Annotated in this window: 22 protein-coding genes; all 22 read right to left on the bottom strand. The window is 56.8% G+C overall.

Going from position 1 to position 17,279, the window contains the following annotated elements; translation table 11 throughout:
- Positions 1-50 precede the first annotated feature (50 nt).
- Entirely contained in the window at positions 51-503 is a 453-nt protein-coding gene (locus IPL32_17840; protein MBK8467680.1) for a hypothetical protein, read from the bottom strand.
- Between the two features lie 20 nt (positions 504-523).
- Positions 524-766 (bottom strand): hypothetical protein, encoded by a 243-nt coding sequence (locus tag IPL32_17835; protein MBK8467679.1) that lies wholly within the window; start codon positions 764-766, stop codon positions 524-526.
- The gene (locus IPL32_17830; protein ID MBK8467678.1) at positions 754-1,305 is read right to left on the bottom strand and encodes a DUF4376 domain-containing protein; all 552 of its coding nucleotides are present in this window, start codon (positions 1,303-1,305) and stop codon (positions 754-756) included. The genes IPL32_17835 and IPL32_17830 overlap by 13 nt, the downstream gene beginning before the upstream one ends.
- Before the next feature lie 2 nt (positions 1,306-1,307).
- The gene (locus IPL32_17825; protein MBK8467677.1) at positions 1,308-3,764 is read right to left on the bottom strand and encodes a hypothetical protein; all 2,457 of its coding nucleotides are present in this window, start codon (positions 3,762-3,764) and stop codon (positions 1,308-1,310) included.
- Positions 3,761-4,759 (bottom strand): hypothetical protein, encoded by a 999-nt coding sequence (locus IPL32_17820; GenBank protein MBK8467676.1) that lies wholly within the window; start codon positions 4,757-4,759, stop codon positions 3,761-3,763. The genes IPL32_17825 and IPL32_17820 overlap by 4 nt, the downstream gene beginning before the upstream one ends.
- Complete coding sequence (locus IPL32_17815; GenBank protein MBK8467675.1) at positions 4,749-4,937, bottom strand: hypothetical protein; 189 nt, start codon at positions 4,935-4,937, stop codon at positions 4,749-4,751. The genes IPL32_17820 and IPL32_17815 overlap by 11 nt, the downstream gene beginning before the upstream one ends.
- Positions 4,934-5,287 carry a hypothetical protein gene (locus IPL32_17810; protein MBK8467674.1) on the bottom strand — a complete coding sequence of 118 codons (354 nt, stop codon included), beginning with the start codon at positions 5,285-5,287 and terminating at the stop codon, positions 4,934-4,936. Before IPL32_17810 ends, IPL32_17815 begins: the two co-directional genes overlap by 4 nt.
- Positions 5,284-5,703 carry a hypothetical protein gene (locus IPL32_17805; GenBank protein ID MBK8467673.1) on the bottom strand — a complete coding sequence of 140 codons (420 nt, stop codon included), beginning with the start codon at positions 5,701-5,703 and terminating at the stop codon, positions 5,284-5,286. Before IPL32_17805 ends, IPL32_17810 begins: the two co-directional genes overlap by 4 nt.
- On the bottom strand, positions 5,703-7,073 hold the full coding sequence (locus IPL32_17800) for a hypothetical protein (GenBank protein MBK8467672.1): 1,371 nt from the start codon (positions 7,071-7,073) through the stop codon (positions 5,703-5,705). Before IPL32_17800 ends, IPL32_17805 begins: the two co-directional genes overlap by 1 nt.
- Positions 7,074-7,075: 2 nt before the next feature.
- Entirely contained in the window at positions 7,076-7,849 is a 774-nt protein-coding gene (locus IPL32_17795; GenBank protein ID MBK8467671.1) for an HNH endonuclease, read from the bottom strand.
- Positions 7,846-10,434, bottom strand: coding sequence for a hypothetical protein (locus IPL32_17790; GenBank protein MBK8467670.1), 2,589 nt, complete (start codon positions 10,432-10,434; stop codon positions 7,846-7,848). Before IPL32_17790 ends, IPL32_17795 begins: the two co-directional genes overlap by 4 nt.
- A 51-nt stretch (positions 10,435-10,485) precedes the next feature.
- On the bottom strand, positions 10,486-10,944 hold the full coding sequence (locus IPL32_17785) for a hypothetical protein (GenBank protein ID MBK8467669.1): 459 nt from the start codon (positions 10,942-10,944) through the stop codon (positions 10,486-10,488).
- The gene (locus tag IPL32_17780) at positions 10,945-11,211 is read right to left on the bottom strand and encodes a hypothetical protein (protein MBK8467668.1); all 267 of its coding nucleotides are present in this window, start codon (positions 11,209-11,211) and stop codon (positions 10,945-10,947) included.
- A 179-nt stretch (positions 11,212-11,390) separates the two neighbouring features.
- Positions 11,391-11,801, bottom strand: coding sequence for a hypothetical protein (locus IPL32_17775; GenBank protein MBK8467667.1), 411 nt, complete (start codon positions 11,799-11,801; stop codon positions 11,391-11,393).
- Positions 11,798-12,208, bottom strand: a complete 411-nt coding sequence (locus IPL32_17770; GenBank protein MBK8467666.1) for a hypothetical protein — start codon at positions 12,206-12,208, stop codon at positions 11,798-11,800. Before IPL32_17770 ends, IPL32_17775 begins: the two co-directional genes overlap by 4 nt.
- Positions 12,198-12,650, bottom strand: coding sequence for a hypothetical protein (locus IPL32_17765; GenBank protein ID MBK8467665.1), 453 nt, complete (start codon positions 12,648-12,650; stop codon positions 12,198-12,200). Before IPL32_17765 ends, IPL32_17770 begins: the two co-directional genes overlap by 11 nt.
- Positions 12,647-13,249: a hypothetical protein gene (locus IPL32_17760; protein MBK8467664.1), complete on the bottom strand. Its 603-nt coding sequence runs from the start codon at positions 13,247-13,249 to the stop codon at positions 12,647-12,649. The genes IPL32_17765 and IPL32_17760 overlap by 4 nt, the downstream gene beginning before the upstream one ends.
- Positions 13,239-13,916, bottom strand: a complete 678-nt coding sequence (locus tag IPL32_17755) for a hypothetical protein (protein MBK8467663.1) — start codon at positions 13,914-13,916, stop codon at positions 13,239-13,241. Before IPL32_17755 ends, IPL32_17760 begins: the two co-directional genes overlap by 11 nt.
- Entirely contained in the window at positions 13,913-14,299 is a 387-nt protein-coding gene (locus IPL32_17750) for a hypothetical protein (GenBank protein ID MBK8467662.1), read from the bottom strand. Before IPL32_17750 ends, IPL32_17755 begins: the two co-directional genes overlap by 4 nt.
- Positions 14,300-14,402: 103 nt before the next feature.
- Positions 14,403-14,849, bottom strand: coding sequence for a hypothetical protein (locus IPL32_17745; GenBank protein ID MBK8467661.1), 447 nt, complete (start codon positions 14,847-14,849; stop codon positions 14,403-14,405).
- Between the two features lie 12 nt (positions 14,850-14,861).
- Complete coding sequence (locus IPL32_17740) at positions 14,862-15,977, bottom strand: DUF4043 family protein (protein MBK8467660.1); 1,116 nt, start codon at positions 15,975-15,977, stop codon at positions 14,862-14,864.
- 290 nt (positions 15,978-16,267) lie between these two features.
- Positions 16,268-17,278: a hypothetical protein gene (locus IPL32_17735; GenBank protein ID MBK8467659.1), complete on the bottom strand. Its 1,011-nt coding sequence runs from the start codon at positions 17,276-17,278 to the stop codon at positions 16,268-16,270.
- Between the last annotated feature and the right edge of the window lies 1 nt (position 17,279).

Here is a 17,279-nt window from a genome sequence, read left to right as displayed (position 1 = left end):
TCCGTTCTAGCCGTGCTGGACGGGCTTACCCATACAATCGACATAGGATTTTACGTATCCAACGTGAATACGAATGCTCCGGTGGAAAAGCTAGGGGCTGCGTCTCCGTTGTTCACCGTCTTTGGCGTGGTCAACGTACCCCACACTAACAAGTTCCCCGCCGTCGCTGCGTCGAACACACCCACTGCGGTGATCGTGCCCCAGTTCGTACCGCCTGTCGGCGCGTTGAAAACAATCGATGCGTTGTTCGAAGTTACTGCGTCAGTACCCGCTGAAACAGCGATGCCTCCCGGAACAGACGTAGCAGCGAAGTTGGCAAGCGAGGCGACGACGGACTTGCGTGCGTAGTTGGTACCCGTGGTCGAGACTTCGGTACCGCCACCCGTATCACTCGGTGTTGCGGTGAACAGGGCGAAGTACAGCGTGCCTGGGAATGAGTAGGCTTGGCCGCGAAAAATCTGATCGATCAATTTGTTTTCGAGGTAATTGGATAGAGCTGACATGATGTGTCCTTTCGAGCTTATCAGAGTTTATCAGATTTCGATTGCTGAGCGCGATACGCTTTCGGCAGATGCGAGCGCAGTAGCTCGCTGTTGTAACTATCCTGGCAGTGGTTCGGATCACGGAATATCCAGTTGATGAACGCTTCTCGCCGCTTCCATCCTTTACGGTAGGCGCGAGCGGATACAGTCTCGTCGGCATACCCGCCGACAAGGGTATTCAGCAACTGGTCAATGGCAATCAGAACTTGTCTCACACAGGCCACCCGGCGTTGATGTCGTAAGTCGTCAGTGTCTCGAAATCAGCAGCGTCGATTGCGGTCTTGTGTGCCTTGGCTGCGGAGTGCAGTGCGCTGGCGTTCATGGCAAGAGCAGCAGGCATACCGAGCATCGCGGCTTGGTCAAGGGTAACGATGGAGTTATCCGCCGCAGTCCAGTCGACTGTGAAGGTCGGGCCGACTGCCATTGCCGTCAGTGCCGCCGAAGTGATCCGCGCCACGCTGCGCTCGTCGCTGTCGAAAGGCTTGGTCATGTAGATAAAGCCTTCGGCTTCCTTCTGGTCGCGCATGGCTTTGACCTTGGACTTCAGCATTTCGCGGATGGATTCAACTGACTTCGGCGTGACGACCAGATACGGCGCGTCGTTCTGTTCCGTGTTGTAGTAAAACTGCTCGTCGCCGCGTGCCGGATCAGCAATCTCCACCACGTTCGCCGCGGCTCGTTGTTCAGGCGTTTCGAGGCGGGAAAAGCCCTTGTACGGGGAGTTGATATTGACCCGCAGTTTTGTGTCGTTGTCGATGAACATAGTTATCGTCCTAGTGAGTATTTACCAGCCACGTCGGCAATCGCGAAGCCGATGTAGGTGCCGCTGCTTGCGTTTGCGCTTGCTCCCGTAGTGCGCCACTTCATGCCGTTAGCAGTAGTATCCAGCGCCCCATCAGAGAATTCTGCGCTAGATAGGTTTGCACCAAGGTACAGGTTCATAACGTTAACCGTGTTCCGCGTGGTGTCGAATATCAGCCAGTCTCCTGTGCTGTCTGTCCGCTTAATCAGAATCCACCGAGGCTTGAACCCTAGATGTACATACGGCCCATCAGCACTGCCGTTACCTGTGTAGCTGAATGCCTTGCTGTAGCCTTCGATGTCGGCGAAGCAGTAGAACACCCAATCCCCTGTAAGGCCGGTTCCGACTGAGAACACCGTAGATGTCGGGGGAGTGCTGTTCCAAGTCGTTGCGCTTGCTGCTTGTGCGGCAGTGGTATCGAGATACATCACGTTGGCAGCGCTTGTCAGGCCAGAGTGGTATATGGGGTGGCTGCTCACTCCATTACGCTTAAAGCCAATAATCAGCTTGGGCGCTTTACCTTGACCGTGACCAACAGTGCCGTTTGCTGCGGATAGCGTAGCCGTAACAATCGAGAAGCCAGCATCCACGTTAGCGGATACCTGTGAGGTAATGCTGCCTGCGTTGTTGGCAACAGGTGCGCCACCTGCTTTCCAGAGCCAATCAACGTAGGTGTTCGTATTCTGATTTGTACTACCCGTACCAGTTACGTTGTCGCCTACAATTATTCCGCCAGTTGCGAACCCATTTGTTATGTCGTTATTTGTTTGCTCTGCGTTAGTCAGGTTAGAGAATAGCTGTTTGTCCCCACCTCTGACTCTATCAAAAAGAACGTGCGTAGCAGATACACCACGATTCTTAATCCACGCAAAATCAGGGTCGAATTGCGAGCCAGTAATTGCACGATCCTGAACACCATTGCCAGTGTGCGTCAGCACATCAAAATGCGCCTTCGGATTCTTGATCGCTACATCTGGCAGGTTCGCTTGGCAGAGTGCTTTGAAGCCGGTTGGCGGAACACAATGGAAGAAGCCACCCGCGTCAGTTCTAAATGCAGAATTTGCTGTCGATGGATACTGACCAGCGTTGAAGGTGCAAGTCTGCGAGCCTCCTCCGCCCTGTATGTCTGCGTGAGGAAACACAGGTTTGGTTATGCTTACGGTTGTTGATGGGGAAGTCCCTGCGGCGGGATCGCCCCCGCCAATCCAAGTTGGTGTGCTAGTTCCAGAAGCTGCGTATCCGAGCCATAAATTACCAGTCGCAGCATCAAACGCTACGCAAAGAACTCCGCCAGCAGTAGGAGGAGCGATACCCAAAGAAGCACTAGACCCGTTGTAAATGGTGTTCATCGAACCTGTGTTATATACACCCCACAGTTCCGCAGAGACAGAACCCATGCTTGCAGAAGCTACTGCACCTCCACCTTGAACACCCCATCCCATGTAATTAACACCGGCAGATGGGTACTCAAAATAGGACTTTCCACACGAGAGCAGATCAGGAACGCCCCGTGCGCACAAGGTAGTAGATGACGTAAATTGCAGATTGCCAGCAGCAATGTTGGATGGGTTGTACTGCAATGGATTCAACGTCGCATACGAATTCCCCGGCACATCCAGCATGTGATCGTAGGTTGTTCCTGCTGTGAGAGAGAATCCGTTCAGCGTCCAGTTGTTGCCCTTGCTACTCTTGTCATAGCCGAGCGTGGTGAGCGACGTAGCATCATCGAAGTCCAGCATGAAGCTGTTCGTACCACCAGCATCGACAACAGCTTTGACTGCGGATTGTGACTTGCTAACCCACTCGTTGATTTCGGTGTTGAGGTAGCCGAAGGAACTCGGAGTCAGTGCTTGACCATCTACGAAGCAGATGCGGGAGAGGTAGCCCCCATAATAGTCAAAGGTTGATACTGGAACGCCACCGCCAAGATATACACCGATACCCTGCATACGGGTGTCGTTCATCTGCATATCGTGAGCACCGGAGTACGTGCTTGTACCCCAAGACGTAATCTGTTCATTATTGACCCAAACCTTGACAGCATTGGCGAAGGTTGCTTGGTTGGTGTCAAGCGCTACGACAAGGTGTATGTGCACTGTTGGGTCACGAAACAATCGCGTGGATATGCCTCTGATTTGATACGAACCACTGAAGTCAACAATTTCAAGTTGATTGCTCGCGTTGATTGCGATGTTGAATACACTTGACCCTGTATCGTTTCCCACGAAAATCCGCTGCATTGCTGCACTGGGGGACACTTTAAGAAAAGCTGAATAGGTTAGTATCCTACGACTACCTGCTCCTCCGGGGGTGCGATTCAAATACTGCGCACCACGAAACCGAAGCGAATGCCCGATGTCGCCGGTGTCTATGCCGGAGGTGCCCGAACCAATTACATTGGAATTAGCCAGAACGCTCATGGCTTCGTCCAGACGCCCAGGATGAAAACATCCGTTCCATCACACAGATACGGAAGGACATACGTACCACTGACGACAATCTTGGCTAGGTCAGTCGTTGCAATCTTCGTATTCGTGTGTGCGGTGTAGGCGTAGTTGCTTCCATTCGTGAGGGTGATGTATCCGGATTTCCCCGCATTGGCGGCGATGTTGGTGAACGTGATAGCGACTGCGCTGGTTGGGGCACTCGCGTAGTTGTTCCCTGCACCAGAGAGGTCAAACGATCCGTCGTTATCAGGGATGTTTGCACTGCGTTGCGAGGCTACCCAGTTCTGCGCCACGTCAGTCTTTGCGGTGTCGGCGTCGTATGCTTGGACGGTTACGCCAATCGCTGCCGGTGCCAGGTAATTAGTACCCGCCACGAAATTCGCTGCTCGGTAGTCGTTGGTGTAATTCGTGTTGGCCGCATTATCACCCGTATTTGTACCACTGGTCGCGTCAAGTTTCGCTTTATCAGAGCCGCTCAGGAAACCCGCTGCACCAGACGCCACCGCCAACGCATGTGCAGCTCCGCCAGCACCAACGTGGGCAGATGGTGCACTAGCAGCAATGGCAGCGGCTTGTGCTGCGCTGTCAGCCGCTGCCTGTGCGCTACTAACAGGCTTGTTTGCATCGCTCGTATTGTCTACGTTACCAAGGCCGAGATTGGTACGGGCCGCAGGGTAGCTGGCCAACCCTGACAAATTATCAGACTTGAGCATATCCCCTGCCCCATCGCCAGCAGGGCCAGCAGGGCCAGCAGGGCCAGCCGGTCCTTGTGGGCCAGCAGCGCCAAAAGCAACCCAGGTGGGGGTGGTTGATGCCAAGCGCCAATAAGTTCCATCATCTAGCTGCAAGGCCAGCTTATGCAAATCGGAACTTTGAAACCCCGTCGCACCAGTGCGAGCAGCAGCATTCGCATACTCATAGTTGTGCGTGGCGTGTCTATCTTCAACTGGAATATTTTTATGTAGCATCGTTGGTCACCACATCACCTTCTTTTGTAAATACAATTTCAGGATTACCAAAGTTGTAAACAGAGACAGGTTCAAGGTTCCCGCTTGACCCATTCGCACCAGCAGGCCCAGGTGGCCCCTGCTCACCCGCTGCGACGACGAAGGTTTGCACCTCAGTGACAACGCTGATGTTTTTCATTGTAGCACCTCGGTGATCGTCACGAACTCACCCTGCTCTTCCACGATGGATAGCTCGTCGCTTCCGAGGCGCACGAACAGCAAGGCCTCCTGTGTAGCGATGAACTCGACCGAGGTAGCCGGCACTGATCTACGAATCGGATTCCGTGGTCGCACTTCTTCAGGAGCGTCCTTGAACTTCGTCTGCAATATCGTGTGGGTTGGCTCTTCAACGACCACGGTGAACTGAGATACCAGCACCGGGTACGGCGTGCCTGGGCCACTACCTGCTGTGATAGCAAGCAGGTGTGATCCTGCACTGACCCCAGTCAGCCCAGACAAACCGACGAGGATTGCCCCAGCAGTACTCATGGCAGCACCTTGGCCCATACGGCATCAGCTATCTCTGCAGCAGTTGGCCCCGTGCTGCCCGACGTGCTGATCCCCTGCGCCTGTACCGGCACGGTGTAGTTCACGTTGACTTGGAACGTGCCGAGCGTCGAGACAACCGGCACGCCGCCGCCATCAACGAACAGGTTGCCGGTGATCGTCAAATTGTGGCTTGACTCCATCGGACGCACGCGCCAGCCGTTGAGCAGGAAGAAGTAAGGTGGGATCGACAAGCCGCCGCCGAGATCGTCGCCGCCTGTCGCGCTGAAAGCTGGCAGGTACTTGAGGTTGTCGGAAAGCAATGCCCAATCCGCCCACGCCCTGAAAATGTCCTTGGCGGTGACGCTGGCCGAGTCGAGGATAATCCGGTTGTTTGCCGGATCAATCGTAATTGCCATCAGGCATATACTCGGTCAGCTTCTGCGACCAGTGACAGCGCAATCGACTTGCTCTGCGTAATCTGCCCGGTTGCCACAGCGAACTTTCCATACCCCGGACGAATGCCGATCAGCGTAACGTCGCGTACCGTGCCGCCAGAGAACCCGCCCTGCGTGTTGCCGTTCCAGTCGAAGTCGAAGGAAATTGACCCGCTGCTGATCGTGCCTGTGATTGGCGTTCCGGCTGCGTTATTGACCGTAATCGCAGTGGCCTCGCCGTAGTCGTCGCCGCCCGGTGTGGTCGTGTAGATCAGCCGATAGCTTGACCCTGCACCGACCAGCACGCTGTTGAATGCCATTGCGCCCGATGCGGTGTAGTTATTGACGCGCAGTGTGTTGCTGTCGTCGTAAAACTCAACCCGGTTGCTGTCTGCCGAGAGAACGTCGTCGATATAGACCGACTGCGAAGTCACCAGCGTGTCGCCCACGAAACGCAGTAGTTCGTCCTGAATCTTGCCCGTCTTGGTGCCGGCGGTGCCGCCTGTGTTGATATCGGCGTTCTGGCGCAGCAGATACTGAACCTTGGCGTAAATCTGCTCCAACGTGCCGCCGTTGCCCTCGATGATGATTTTGAAGTTGCGCGATACACCTGCGATGGTGCGCGTCTGGTTGGCTGAGTAGTACGCCACAGTGATGCCGGAGTAAGGCGCCCCGGCCATAGCTGCGTCTGCGGCGGTAGCATCCGAGCCAAGCAAGGTCGTCAGCTTCAGGTCGTCTTCGTTCGAGACAAGGAAGTTCTGCTTGAACGGGCCGGTGCCTGACGAACCGGTATCCGCCAGCACTGAGGATTTGAACTTCTTGCCGTACTCACGAATGAACGCCTTGAAGTAGGTGCGTTTGTCCAGTGATACGTTGTCATAGACCTTGACGCCGACGTTGAACTGGTCGGTGAAAGGGAAGTTGATCGGCGCATCGGTCGAGGCGAGGTGATAGTACGGCTGGCAGGTCGTCACCGGGGTGATCGAACCAAGGCCCACTGCACCCACGTACTCGGCAGTCTTTGTGCCGCCGCTGTTGTACTCGGCCCACCCGCCATCGCGCAGCATATTGCGCGTGGTGTCGCTATCGAAGTTCCAGCCGCTGAATGTCGCGCCGTCAGTTCCAATCTGAAACTGCCCTGATAGCGCGTCAATCGCGTAGAAAGGCATTGGGCTATCTTGATATGACGCCGTTGCCCACAAATCTACGATCTTCGAGTATAGCGCTTGCCACGTCACGCCGTCTTTTGCGACAAGGTTGCCGGTAGCAACCAACTGAATCGTTCGAGCTGGCTCATTGATTACCAGTTCCGTGCCGACGTTCAAAAGCGACTTGCTTGTAATTTTCGCCATGATTAGACCTCGTACCTATTGGCTTTAGAACAGTTGTAGTCGTATGCAACGACCGATAAATTTTCAGGAACATGCAGCCCGCTAACCTTCTCGCCGCGTAACGGGATCACATGATCGACGTGGTGCGGAATCCCGGTAATTTCGGTTATGCGGCGAGCAACGTGATATATCCGATTGATACGTTCTTTGTCGGCCCACGCTACTGCCCGGCACAATTTCGCCGCGTTCCTGCGCTGAACCTTTGCCACCTCAAGATGTGGCCTGCGTTGCCTGACGGCTCGCGCATGGGCTTTAACCATTTCTGGATTGGCTGCTTGCCACCGCCGGGTGTTTTCTATTGCCTTGCGTCGCGCTTCGGCGCGTTTGTCCGCGTAGGACGGGTCGTTCGCAAGTCGCTCTTTGAATGCCTTGCCGGCCGCATAGCGAAGCGCTTTTACGCGCTCTCCACCATTGGCGCGGTACTTGTCATTACGCGCCTTGGCTGCTGCTTTCTTTTGCTCAACCGTGGGCGTCGGCGAATAAATCTCAAGGTTCTCAATACGATTATTCAGCGTGTCACCATCTTTGTGGCGAACGCGCAAGCCTCTTTGCAGTCCGATGTACGCCTCGGCAACAGCGCGATGGATAGGTACCGCTATGCGTTTGCCAGCGTCGTTATGTATCTTTACCGCCAGCATCCCTTTGTTCAGGTGCGGGGATATCGCGTGCCCGCGCGGGCCGACGACCGTACCGTCTTCGGCGATCAGGTATTTTGAAAATCCATTGATTGGTTTCATGGCAAATAATTCCTATCCGGTGTCAGTGTCACCGGCAAGCTTGAATCTGCCGCGCCTAGCGCGAGGTTGCGGAAGTAGTACGGCACATATCCCGGCTTGATAAAGCCGACATCCACGGTCGGCGTGCCTTCGTAGGTGTAGCCGTAGGTCGTGCCGGCGGCGCTATCCACCTGCGCCAGAATCGTCGAGGTGCCTGCTGTCAATACCACGGCGTCGTAACCGGACGGCAGACCGGTGAAGGTAACGGTAGTCACGTCCAGCGGATACAAGTTATCCGTCTGAGCTGCCAGCGTGCTCGTCGTCGCAATGCGGATGTAGGTCAGCAGGTTGGTCGTCGAGGTCGTGTCGCAGACAATCCGGTATTTCGGCCGGAATCCCGTAGCGGGCGAGATGGTTTCGCCACTCAAGTTCGCTGCTGTCAGGTCTTTCCATGTGCCGCCGTATCCGCTTCCGGTGTCGATCTGGTAGTAAATATCGTGGTTGCCCCAATCCGGGCCGCTCACATGCGTAACGTTCGTGCCTGTGACAATCGGCGCAGTGTTGGTCAGTGCCGTGCAGCCCTTGACGAAGTAGCTGCTTTCGATAATGACTTCATCGCCCACAGTCGCCAGCACAAGGTTTCCAGCCGAGGTGAATTTCGGCGTACCTGAAACGACGGTGTAATAGCCGGAGGTTTCCGTCGTCGGCTCGTTGAGGCTCAAGATGACACGCCCGGCCGTGTCAGAGGTAAAGGCATCCCAGAAGTGCGTGCCATAGACAGACGCCTGCCCGGTTGTGGTATTCGTACCGCCGCAGTTCTTGACCGACGAGTTCAGGTCAGCGATGGTCATCGTGTCAGCCACGTCACCATAAACGTGCTCGTAGGTGTTGCCTTTGTCGGAGTTCGTTGTACTGATTGCGCCCGTCCGCGTTGGCAGCATGTAGCAGCGCTGCACCTTAACTCGCCGGTTGTTGCCGCTGCTGAGGAAGATGTAGGCCGGCTGGTTCGCACTGCCGCCAGCAGCAAACGCCGCACGGCTGCCGAGGCCGCGGAATGTAATGTCCTCGCTCTGGCCGCAGTTGAATACGCCTAGGTACGGGTGGCAGTTGGCGATTGCACCGCCCATGCCGAAAGTCACTGCATCCACCGTGATGCGTGCCGACGAGGCGCTGACAACCACGGCATAGACGCCGGTTGTGGTGTTGGTCGCGCCGACGTAGCGATCAACGTGATCCACCAATTGCAGGTGACAGTCGAAACAGGTCGTAAATGCCACCGGCCCGTTGAACTGCTGCAAGGTGCCGGTGATGCCGCTGCATTGCGTGAATTGAAACGGCAGGCCCGTTGATCTAGCGTAGGTCACGATGCCCGAGCGAACGTCGAGATTCCAGTCGCCAGAGCAATAGACCATTTCAAAGGCGTGGTCGGTTGTGCCTGCTTGATGCCGTGGAGAATCCCACTTGAGCACATCGCCGCCGGCAAAGTTGGAGGTAAAGGTTGCGGTTCGGGCATCAAGCGTCTGGCTGATTCCATTGCCGCCGTCGTAGATATTGACCGCCGAGGCGCACTCGCTCACGTTGATGTAGTCGAACGTGGCGCAGTGGTGCATCTTGACAGCGTACGGCTGCGCGAACAGGAGATACCAGTCCGTCACGAAATGCTCGATGTCGATAGCGCCTGCCGAGGTTGTTGTGAAGTCTGGCCGCGTGGCTGCCGTGGCGTTTGGGATGGCGCTGGTAGCGCGTGTCCCCGTCGCGCACTGGCGACCGAACACGTTGGGGATGCGAATCTTTCGCCCAGCCGGCGGCACGTAGCAAACGGAGGCGGTACCGTTGTGCCCGATGCGAATTGCGCCAGTAGTCTCCATGCACACGAATTTGCTTCGGGCGTCTGTGCCGAAGTTGGTTGTAATCATCGCCGCCGCGTAAATCGACGGGTAGAAATCGTAGTCGTCGTCGGTCGTCGGGCTGGCGACGTTGGCGATCCAGATACCCGGCACGTAGCAGGTTGAGCTGCCGTTGGTGGGAATCTGAACGACTTGGTTTGCCGCGCCGGTCGTGGTGCCGAGGTCGAACCAATCGCCGCGCACCGTGAAGTCACCAAGCCGTGGGACTGTGATGGCGATAGCCTGGTCATGAACAACCTCCAGCCAGCCGACCGCATCCGCCCCATTGGCCGTTGCGCCGATGCCTGACAGGACATCGTTATCGACATACGCGCCCGTAACCTCACGGAACTTGAGAAAGCCCGTGGCAGGCATCGCTGCACCCACTGCGGTAGGGGCTGCGGTCATGGAAGCCCACACGCCCAGCAGGTAGCCAGATGCACCCGAGGTTCCGCCCGTAACTGTGGTGCCAATTGCCGGCACGTTGCCGCTGCCTGCGTCGTAGGCCATCCAGCGCACGTTGCGCCCGTCAATCGTGTAGCCGCCGCCCAGCGTTGCCGAGATCGTGACGCTGCCGAGGCTGCCAGTCATGGAGGCCGGGCTGTTCGCGTGCCAGCGTGTGTCTGTGCGGATCGTCAGCCGTCCGCCGTTGAGCGTAAAGGCTTCGCCCGCCGTGCAAGCAGCGGCGTCGAGATAACGGTCAACGGTCAGAGTGGCCAAGGCTTACCCCTCGATGCGGAGATAGTATTCGCCAGCTTGGCGAGGTTGCAATCATTTGCTTACCTTCTCGTTCCAGCTTTGAAGCATGTTCTGCATCAGTTGGACTTCGGCGCAGTCCGCTGCAATTCGGTCGGCAGAAGGTACTGTGCCGGCCCCGGTTTCATTAGCTCGGCTGGAGGGCGCGGATACTCCACCGGAGGGCATACCACCGGCACTGGGGCGCACCCCACAGCGGCCAGACTTGTAGCACTGATGCAGAGCATCCAGATTCTTGAGCCAGTCATTGCTTGTCTCCTCGTTTAATTTCTGCTGCTTGTCCTTCTCGATCTGCTTCTGATCGATGATGGCCTGCTCCCGTGTCTTGTAGCGCTGCTTTTCGGTTTTCACGTCGTTCTTCAGGCTGCTCACGTGCAACCCCTGAACGTACCAAGCCGCGCAGAAGCCTAGCCCGAAGACTACGCCGTAGGGCAGCGCCCACTTGAAGAACTGGATCACCATCGGGTTCATCATTCATCCTTCCGACTCTCGATGTACGCACGGAATACCGTACCGGCAAAGAGCGTCACAGGTGCTTGTACAGCGGCCAGAATCGCCGCAATCTCCAACCCCGGCCTTGCGTTTCCCACTGCGAACCACATGCTCCAGCGCGACACTTCCAAGGTCATCAAGATCGCCGTCGTCAGGACCGTGATGCGAACCGGGTGCCGGGCAATGTCCTTCGCCCCATTGATTGCCGCCGTCCGAAGTGTCTCTGCCCAGTTCATCGCCACGTCTCATACCAAGCCCATGCCAAACAACTCACCAGCGCCACGTATGACACGACGGCGCAGCCAAACAGGACATCCAGATTGCCAGTTTTGCGGCAGTCACCGCCAAGCCAACAAGCAAACACCCGATCAGGGCAGTCTGCGCTAGGGCAAGAAGAATCTCCCTGTCGATGAATCTGAATGGGCGTTTCATCGGATTTCAATGGTGATCTCCTCACCAAGTGCTTCTGCTGCTTCGAGCTTGTTGAACAGGCGCTCGTAGGCTTGCCGCGAGTTGTACAGCCGGTCATTCCCGATACCGACCCCAACGAGGATGCAGCCATGCGTATCTTCCGCCGTGTTACCGGGGTGGATACGGATGCCTTCAAACTGCGGAACATCCACAAGCAACGGCATTGGCTGCTTGAACCTATTGCTGTAGGTGATAACGACTTTGTAAGTATTACGAGGTATAGCCGTTTCCCCATATACTTTTTCGCCTCCTTCTTCAAGGTGACGATCACGGTCTTCGAGCGTATAACACTCGCGCACACCATCGACGTACATGGTGCCTATGCTTGTCTTGTCGCTGAACAATTCACGTTGGACCAGGAGCTTCATTGCTTCACCTCCATGACGTGATCCATCACGGCCATGCGACGGTGATTCGCAGCCTCAATCTCGGCGCTGATACGCGCCTTCACCAGTGGGTCGTCGATGGTGTTCATCTCGTTTAGAATGCGCAGCAGAGCGGCCTGCTCGTCGATGAAGGCAAAGCGCAGCTTCATCAACTGCTGAGTCATCAGAGCGATGTCATGTGACTGCGCACGTACCAGGACTTCCAGTCTGCCTATCTCTTCACGCAGGCTCCCTATCTGCTCACGCTGCGTCGAGTCCTGCACGACAGTGGTCGCGTCGCGGCTGATGCGCAAGACGAGGTGGCGAATCGCCAGTATCACCACACTGACGATACCCGTGCCCCCGATAGCGTAGGTTCCATAGGTCATGATTTCGGCCTCAGCAGCCATAGTCGTTCGCCCTAACACCTTTGAGTTTCAACCCGGAGCGCACCCACACCCAGGCAGCACCGACAGCAAGCGCCAGTTCACCAGAGATTGCTGCAGGGGGTGGAGATACGCTGAGATACATGGCGATGACCACGAAGCTCCACAGCACGCTGTTCCAACCGGCGAAGGCTGTGGCGAAGGCGGTGTGGTACTCGCAACGGATCAGAATGCTCAACTGTGTTGCGGCGGATACAGCGAACACGAGCGCCCATGCCTCTTCAACCATGACCTGTCTCATGACCGCGTAGGTTGGGCGAGCAAAGGTGTCACCCGGCATGAACAGGGTGATTGACCAGACTGCTTCGGCCAGTGCCAGCATGAAACGCGTGCCGTGCAGGTCGCTATAGAAGACGATCTTCAACAGGCGGCAATACACGTCGTGGAATGGGCCGACTGGGATCACGTCGTCACCTCTTTCGTGACTGTGACCTTACCTGTCAGCAGCGCGGTCACTACTGGGGTGACATCACCGCTGACTAGTTCGAGGTCGTAGACCCCGGTCTTCCACGTCAGTGCGGCTGTGGCCAGGGCCGCGATCGTCAGCGAAATAGTGCTGCGCACGAGATCGATAGCTATGCCGCCGTTCTCGGTGGTGAGCGAGAGCAACTCGGTGCCACCCACTTTATCCTTGATCGACATGCGTGCGGTGAAGCCGGTGAGTACGACAGGGGTGTTGTACTGGATGTAGCCGCCGCTGACGTAGGGCTTGAAGCCTGCTGCGTTGATGTCGTTGATCTGGATCGTAGAAGCGTCGATCACTGTCGCTTGGTGATAATCGCTGTCCTTGACCTCGTTCGCAGGGGCGTTGATGTCGGTCATGCCCTTGACGTTGGTGACGGCTACGCGCCAGCCTTCAGGCACGCCGTGAGCGGCCACAGTGAGGTTCACCGGAGCTGTCTGTGTGGCCCCTGTGATGGGTTTGAAGATTACTGGCGGGGCTTCCCATCTCAGCACAAGGCTGAAAGTTTTGCCCTGCGTGATCGTCAGATTCTTAGCCGCCATATTGAACCACTCCAACCTTGTAGCGCTGGCGCTCAAGCTCGCCCTTCGCTTGCAAGCAGTAAGCTCTGAACTCGTCACCGCAATGCGTCGACTTGTTCACGTCGTACGTCTCCGCATCGTGCTTCTTGTAAGCGAGATGCTTCATCCAGTCGAGCAGGTAGATGTGATGCATCTCATCCACCTCAGCCAAGTCGTGATCGAATCCACAGATGTCTTCGAGCGGTAGACGGAACACTGAGAGCTGTGCTTGATCATCCTCAACGGGGATCGAAGCCCACTCAACCTTGTCCTTCTGGCGACCGATGATCATCGAGTGCACTGCACCGACACTTCTATCATTCACCAGACTACGCACGTTGCCGTAGTCGCTCTGCGTGACCGAGTTCAAGTCTGTCGTATTGACGATCCTGAGCGGGTTGCCGTCGCTCACACGCTCAGCGTGGAGGATGCGCAGGATGGAGGGGTGACTGTCTGCCACCTTCTCCCCTGCGACAATGTCGATCAGCGTGGCATCCGAAAGGAAGTCGGTGATGCCACCAGTGAGCCGCACGAACATCTTGTAGGCCGCGTCCATGTAGCGAAACACCTCATCGTCCGACCAGAGGTAGGGCTTCGCTACATCGGACACGTCCGATCTGAATGTGTCGTACAGCTCACTGGAGTTCACTGTGCTTCGTCCTTGGATGCGCGGAACGCTTGCCAGACTTCGAGCAGTTCTTTCTTGTCGATGCCGAACTTAACCAGCCGCTCGACAGCTTTGATGCTCGGCGTACCGGCAGCTCCGAAGTCCTTCGAGTCGTTTACGGCGACGATCTGTTCGAATGCTGCGAACAGAATGGCTTCGCGATCCTGGCCAACAGGAGTCGGATCATCCACATTCTCTGGGGCGAGCACATCCGGGTTGTCACCGTCGACGCGCTCTGCGCCGAATGCGACAACTTCGCGCTCACATGCAGGGGGAACGTGGACCGGTCGGCCTTTTTCAAACTTGATGGTGAAACCCTGCGTGGAGCGATGCAGGTGGTTGCGATTCAATGTGTATTCGGGCATGACTTCCTCGTCTTATAGTGGCGCTACGGTTGAATGAGGCAGGGCCGAAGCCCTGTCCCAAAAAGGAGGGTGAGTTTCCTCACCCTCAAAGCCCTCACAACAATTAGTTCGGGATCACCTCGTTGGCCTTGCCGGGGATGACGAACAGGACACGCACCGTCGCTTTGCCAGCAGAAGCGTTGGCGACGGTCGAGTTGATCGTCAGGCGAAGGTTTTCCGTGGCGCGGAAACCGGTCAGAGTCAGCGCGGTGCGAGTACCGACAGCGCCTTTCAGATCGACTGCCGAAGCGTAACGTGTGGCCAACGCAGAGTCGCCCAGCGAGACAGTGTAGACAGTCGGGCCAACACCCTGAACATCGATGACGACTTCGCCACCTACAACCACCGCGTTATCCGGCAGATTGAGAGCCGAGGCTACGATGAGGTGGGTGTAGGTCGAACCGAAGCTCTTCTCCACACCGTTGATGTCGACCATCGTGTCGTCGAAGTTGAAGGTGAACTCGGCCAGCAGCGGCCACTGAGCAGAGCGGGTTGCAAGCAATTTTGCCATGGTAATTTCTCCTTACTGGGCAACGTAGATGGACATGACGCCGTGGTCTTCCTGCGTGGTGCCACCCAAGTATTGCGACTTGAACTGCGGCTTCAGGAAACCAAGAATCTTGCCGATGGAAATACCCGGCTGGTTGTCGTAGTCGAATTCCTTCTCGACCCACGTCGGTGCACCGAGGTCTGCCATACCGAGCGCTTGAGCGCCGCAGAACAGAACCTGACAACCGTCGACCAGACCACCTGCACCGTACTTCGAACCCGAAGATGCGAGACGGGTGTTCGGGACGTGGCGGAACTCGTGCAGCCAGATACCGTCGACCTTCACAGCGTTGCCGCTGAAGAGGGCGTCGTTCTTGCTGTTCTGAGCGTGGCGCAAGTTTTGCAGGTAGGTCGCGTCGAGCTTCAGACGGGACATAGCCATCGGCGACAGGAAGGCGTGATAGTCCTCATCACCACCATCACCACCGGTACCGCGCATGTAGGTCTCTTTCGCGTAGGCTTTGGCCTGAACGAGCATTTCCCACATCGGAGTGTCGGCGACGACCACATCGCTCGAAGCACCGCCAACAACGAGGCTCTTCGTGGCACCGTTCCAGCGAGCCACTCGCTTGGCAGACGGGGCAACGATGTCGGCGGCGAACTCAAGGTTCTTGAGATCGGAACCAACACGAGTGCGGCCATCGGGCATCTTGGTGTAGGCGATACCGGCCATGGTCAGGAAGGCCAGTTGGTCGATACGGTCAGCCATCCAGTAGGCCAGCTTGTTGCGGGAGTTTTCACGGAAGTTCACAACCGACTTTTGGTCGGCCATCGTACCTTCGTGACGGTTGGCGTTACGCATCATGTCGATGCGGATCACCTTGTCTTGCGAGGTGAGCTGCTCTTCGTTGCCTTCCAGCGTGCGGTCGCCCACGACGCCGTCGCCTTCCATGTCGGCGAGCAGAGTGATCACGGCGCGAGCGCCCTTCTCAGTCTTCTTCAGTTCGGTAACGTGCTGAATCAGCGAGTTCTCACCCTTGCCGAGGAACTTGTTGACGAAGGACATGTTGCGGGATTGACGCCAGAAGTCCATGGACCAGGCGGTTTTTTGCTCATTGGTGAGCAGTGCAAAGTTAGTTGGGGCACCCATTTGAGTGATCTCCTATCAAATTAAAAATCGAACGGTTTCTTGCTGCCGTACGCGGCGGCGTGCGGTGCCTGTGTCGCTGGCAACTTGCGAAAACGAACGACTTTTGACGGAGACGACCCGGCTGATTTTTGCGCTCTCAGCTTGAGCAGTGGCCGTATCGCTGGCCTTGCGAGGTGCCCCGCTGAATCGCCACCCGGTTTCGAGATAACCTATGTGGCCGCAAGCAGCGGGGCGAAGCACACGAGGAGTGCTGGCGCAACTCTATCAGAGTGTCTCAGAGTCTGCAACAGTTAAAGCTCGTCTCCACGCAGACGGGCGCGAGTCTTCTCAGGCAAGGCGTTGAACTCTTCCTGCGAGAGCTTCGTCACGTCTGGCAGGCCGGTGTTCTGCCCTGCCTTGTCGCTATCGAGACCGACATCCTTCATGTTCGACGGCTGCGCTTTCGCTGCGGAGAGGTTCTTCCTCACCTGCGCCGTCTTGCGCTCTTCTGCAGCCTTCGACAGACCTTTCGCCTTCTCGTCCGCCTCTTCCTCACCTGGATCACTGGCGGCAGGATTGAAGCGACCAAGCACGTTCTGCGCAGCGAGAGCCATGGCGGCTGACGGGCTATAGCCCTCGGTCTTGACTAGAAGCTGCTGCTCGGCCAGCACGTAGGTGACGAGTGACTTGTCGAACATCTCGCTCTTCGGGTTCAGCACCGGGTGATCCGCCTCAAGGCGAGCGATGGCAGACTCCAAGCGATCCGCTTCGAGTACGTTAGAGCTGGTGACGCGGGAACGGGCATCCGCCTCGATAGCCGAGACATGCTTGTCAATCTTCCGGGCCTGATTCCGCAGCTCGGCAGCGGCCTTTGCATCACCGTCCAGCAGCACCTCGTCGGCCTTCGCGTAGAGCGCGGTGGCCTGATCTTCCAGTGCCTGGATGTCGGCGCTCTGCTGCGTATTTGTAGCCTGCTCGCTCAACTGCTTCTCAAGGGCTTCGGCACGGCGCTCGGCGGCTTCACGAGCCGCACGCTCCTTGCCAACCTGTTCGTCGAAGCGCGACTTCGGAATCTTCGCCTCCTTCTTCTCGAACTGGCCCTTATCGTTGCGCGGCGGCTCTTCAGAGGCTTCCTCCTCAGCAGAAGGCTCCTCCTTAGAGGTTTCCTCTACAGCAGGAGCTTCCTCCTTGGCTACCTCCTCTGTGGCAGGCTCTGCAAGCGCCTCTTCGAGGGCTTCAAGTGTGTCGCCCTTGTCCATCGAGGCAATATCGACAGCATCGAGGTCAATACCGGGGGCGAGAGAGTCAAGATCAAAGCTCATG

The organism is Chloracidobacterium sp. (genome assembly GCA_016711345.1).
GTDB lineage: Bacteria > Acidobacteriota > Blastocatellia > Pyrinomonadales > Pyrinomonadaceae > OLB17.
Note: the sequence above shows the minus strand (reverse complement) of the source record. Positions and strands in the feature narration are given on the sequence as shown.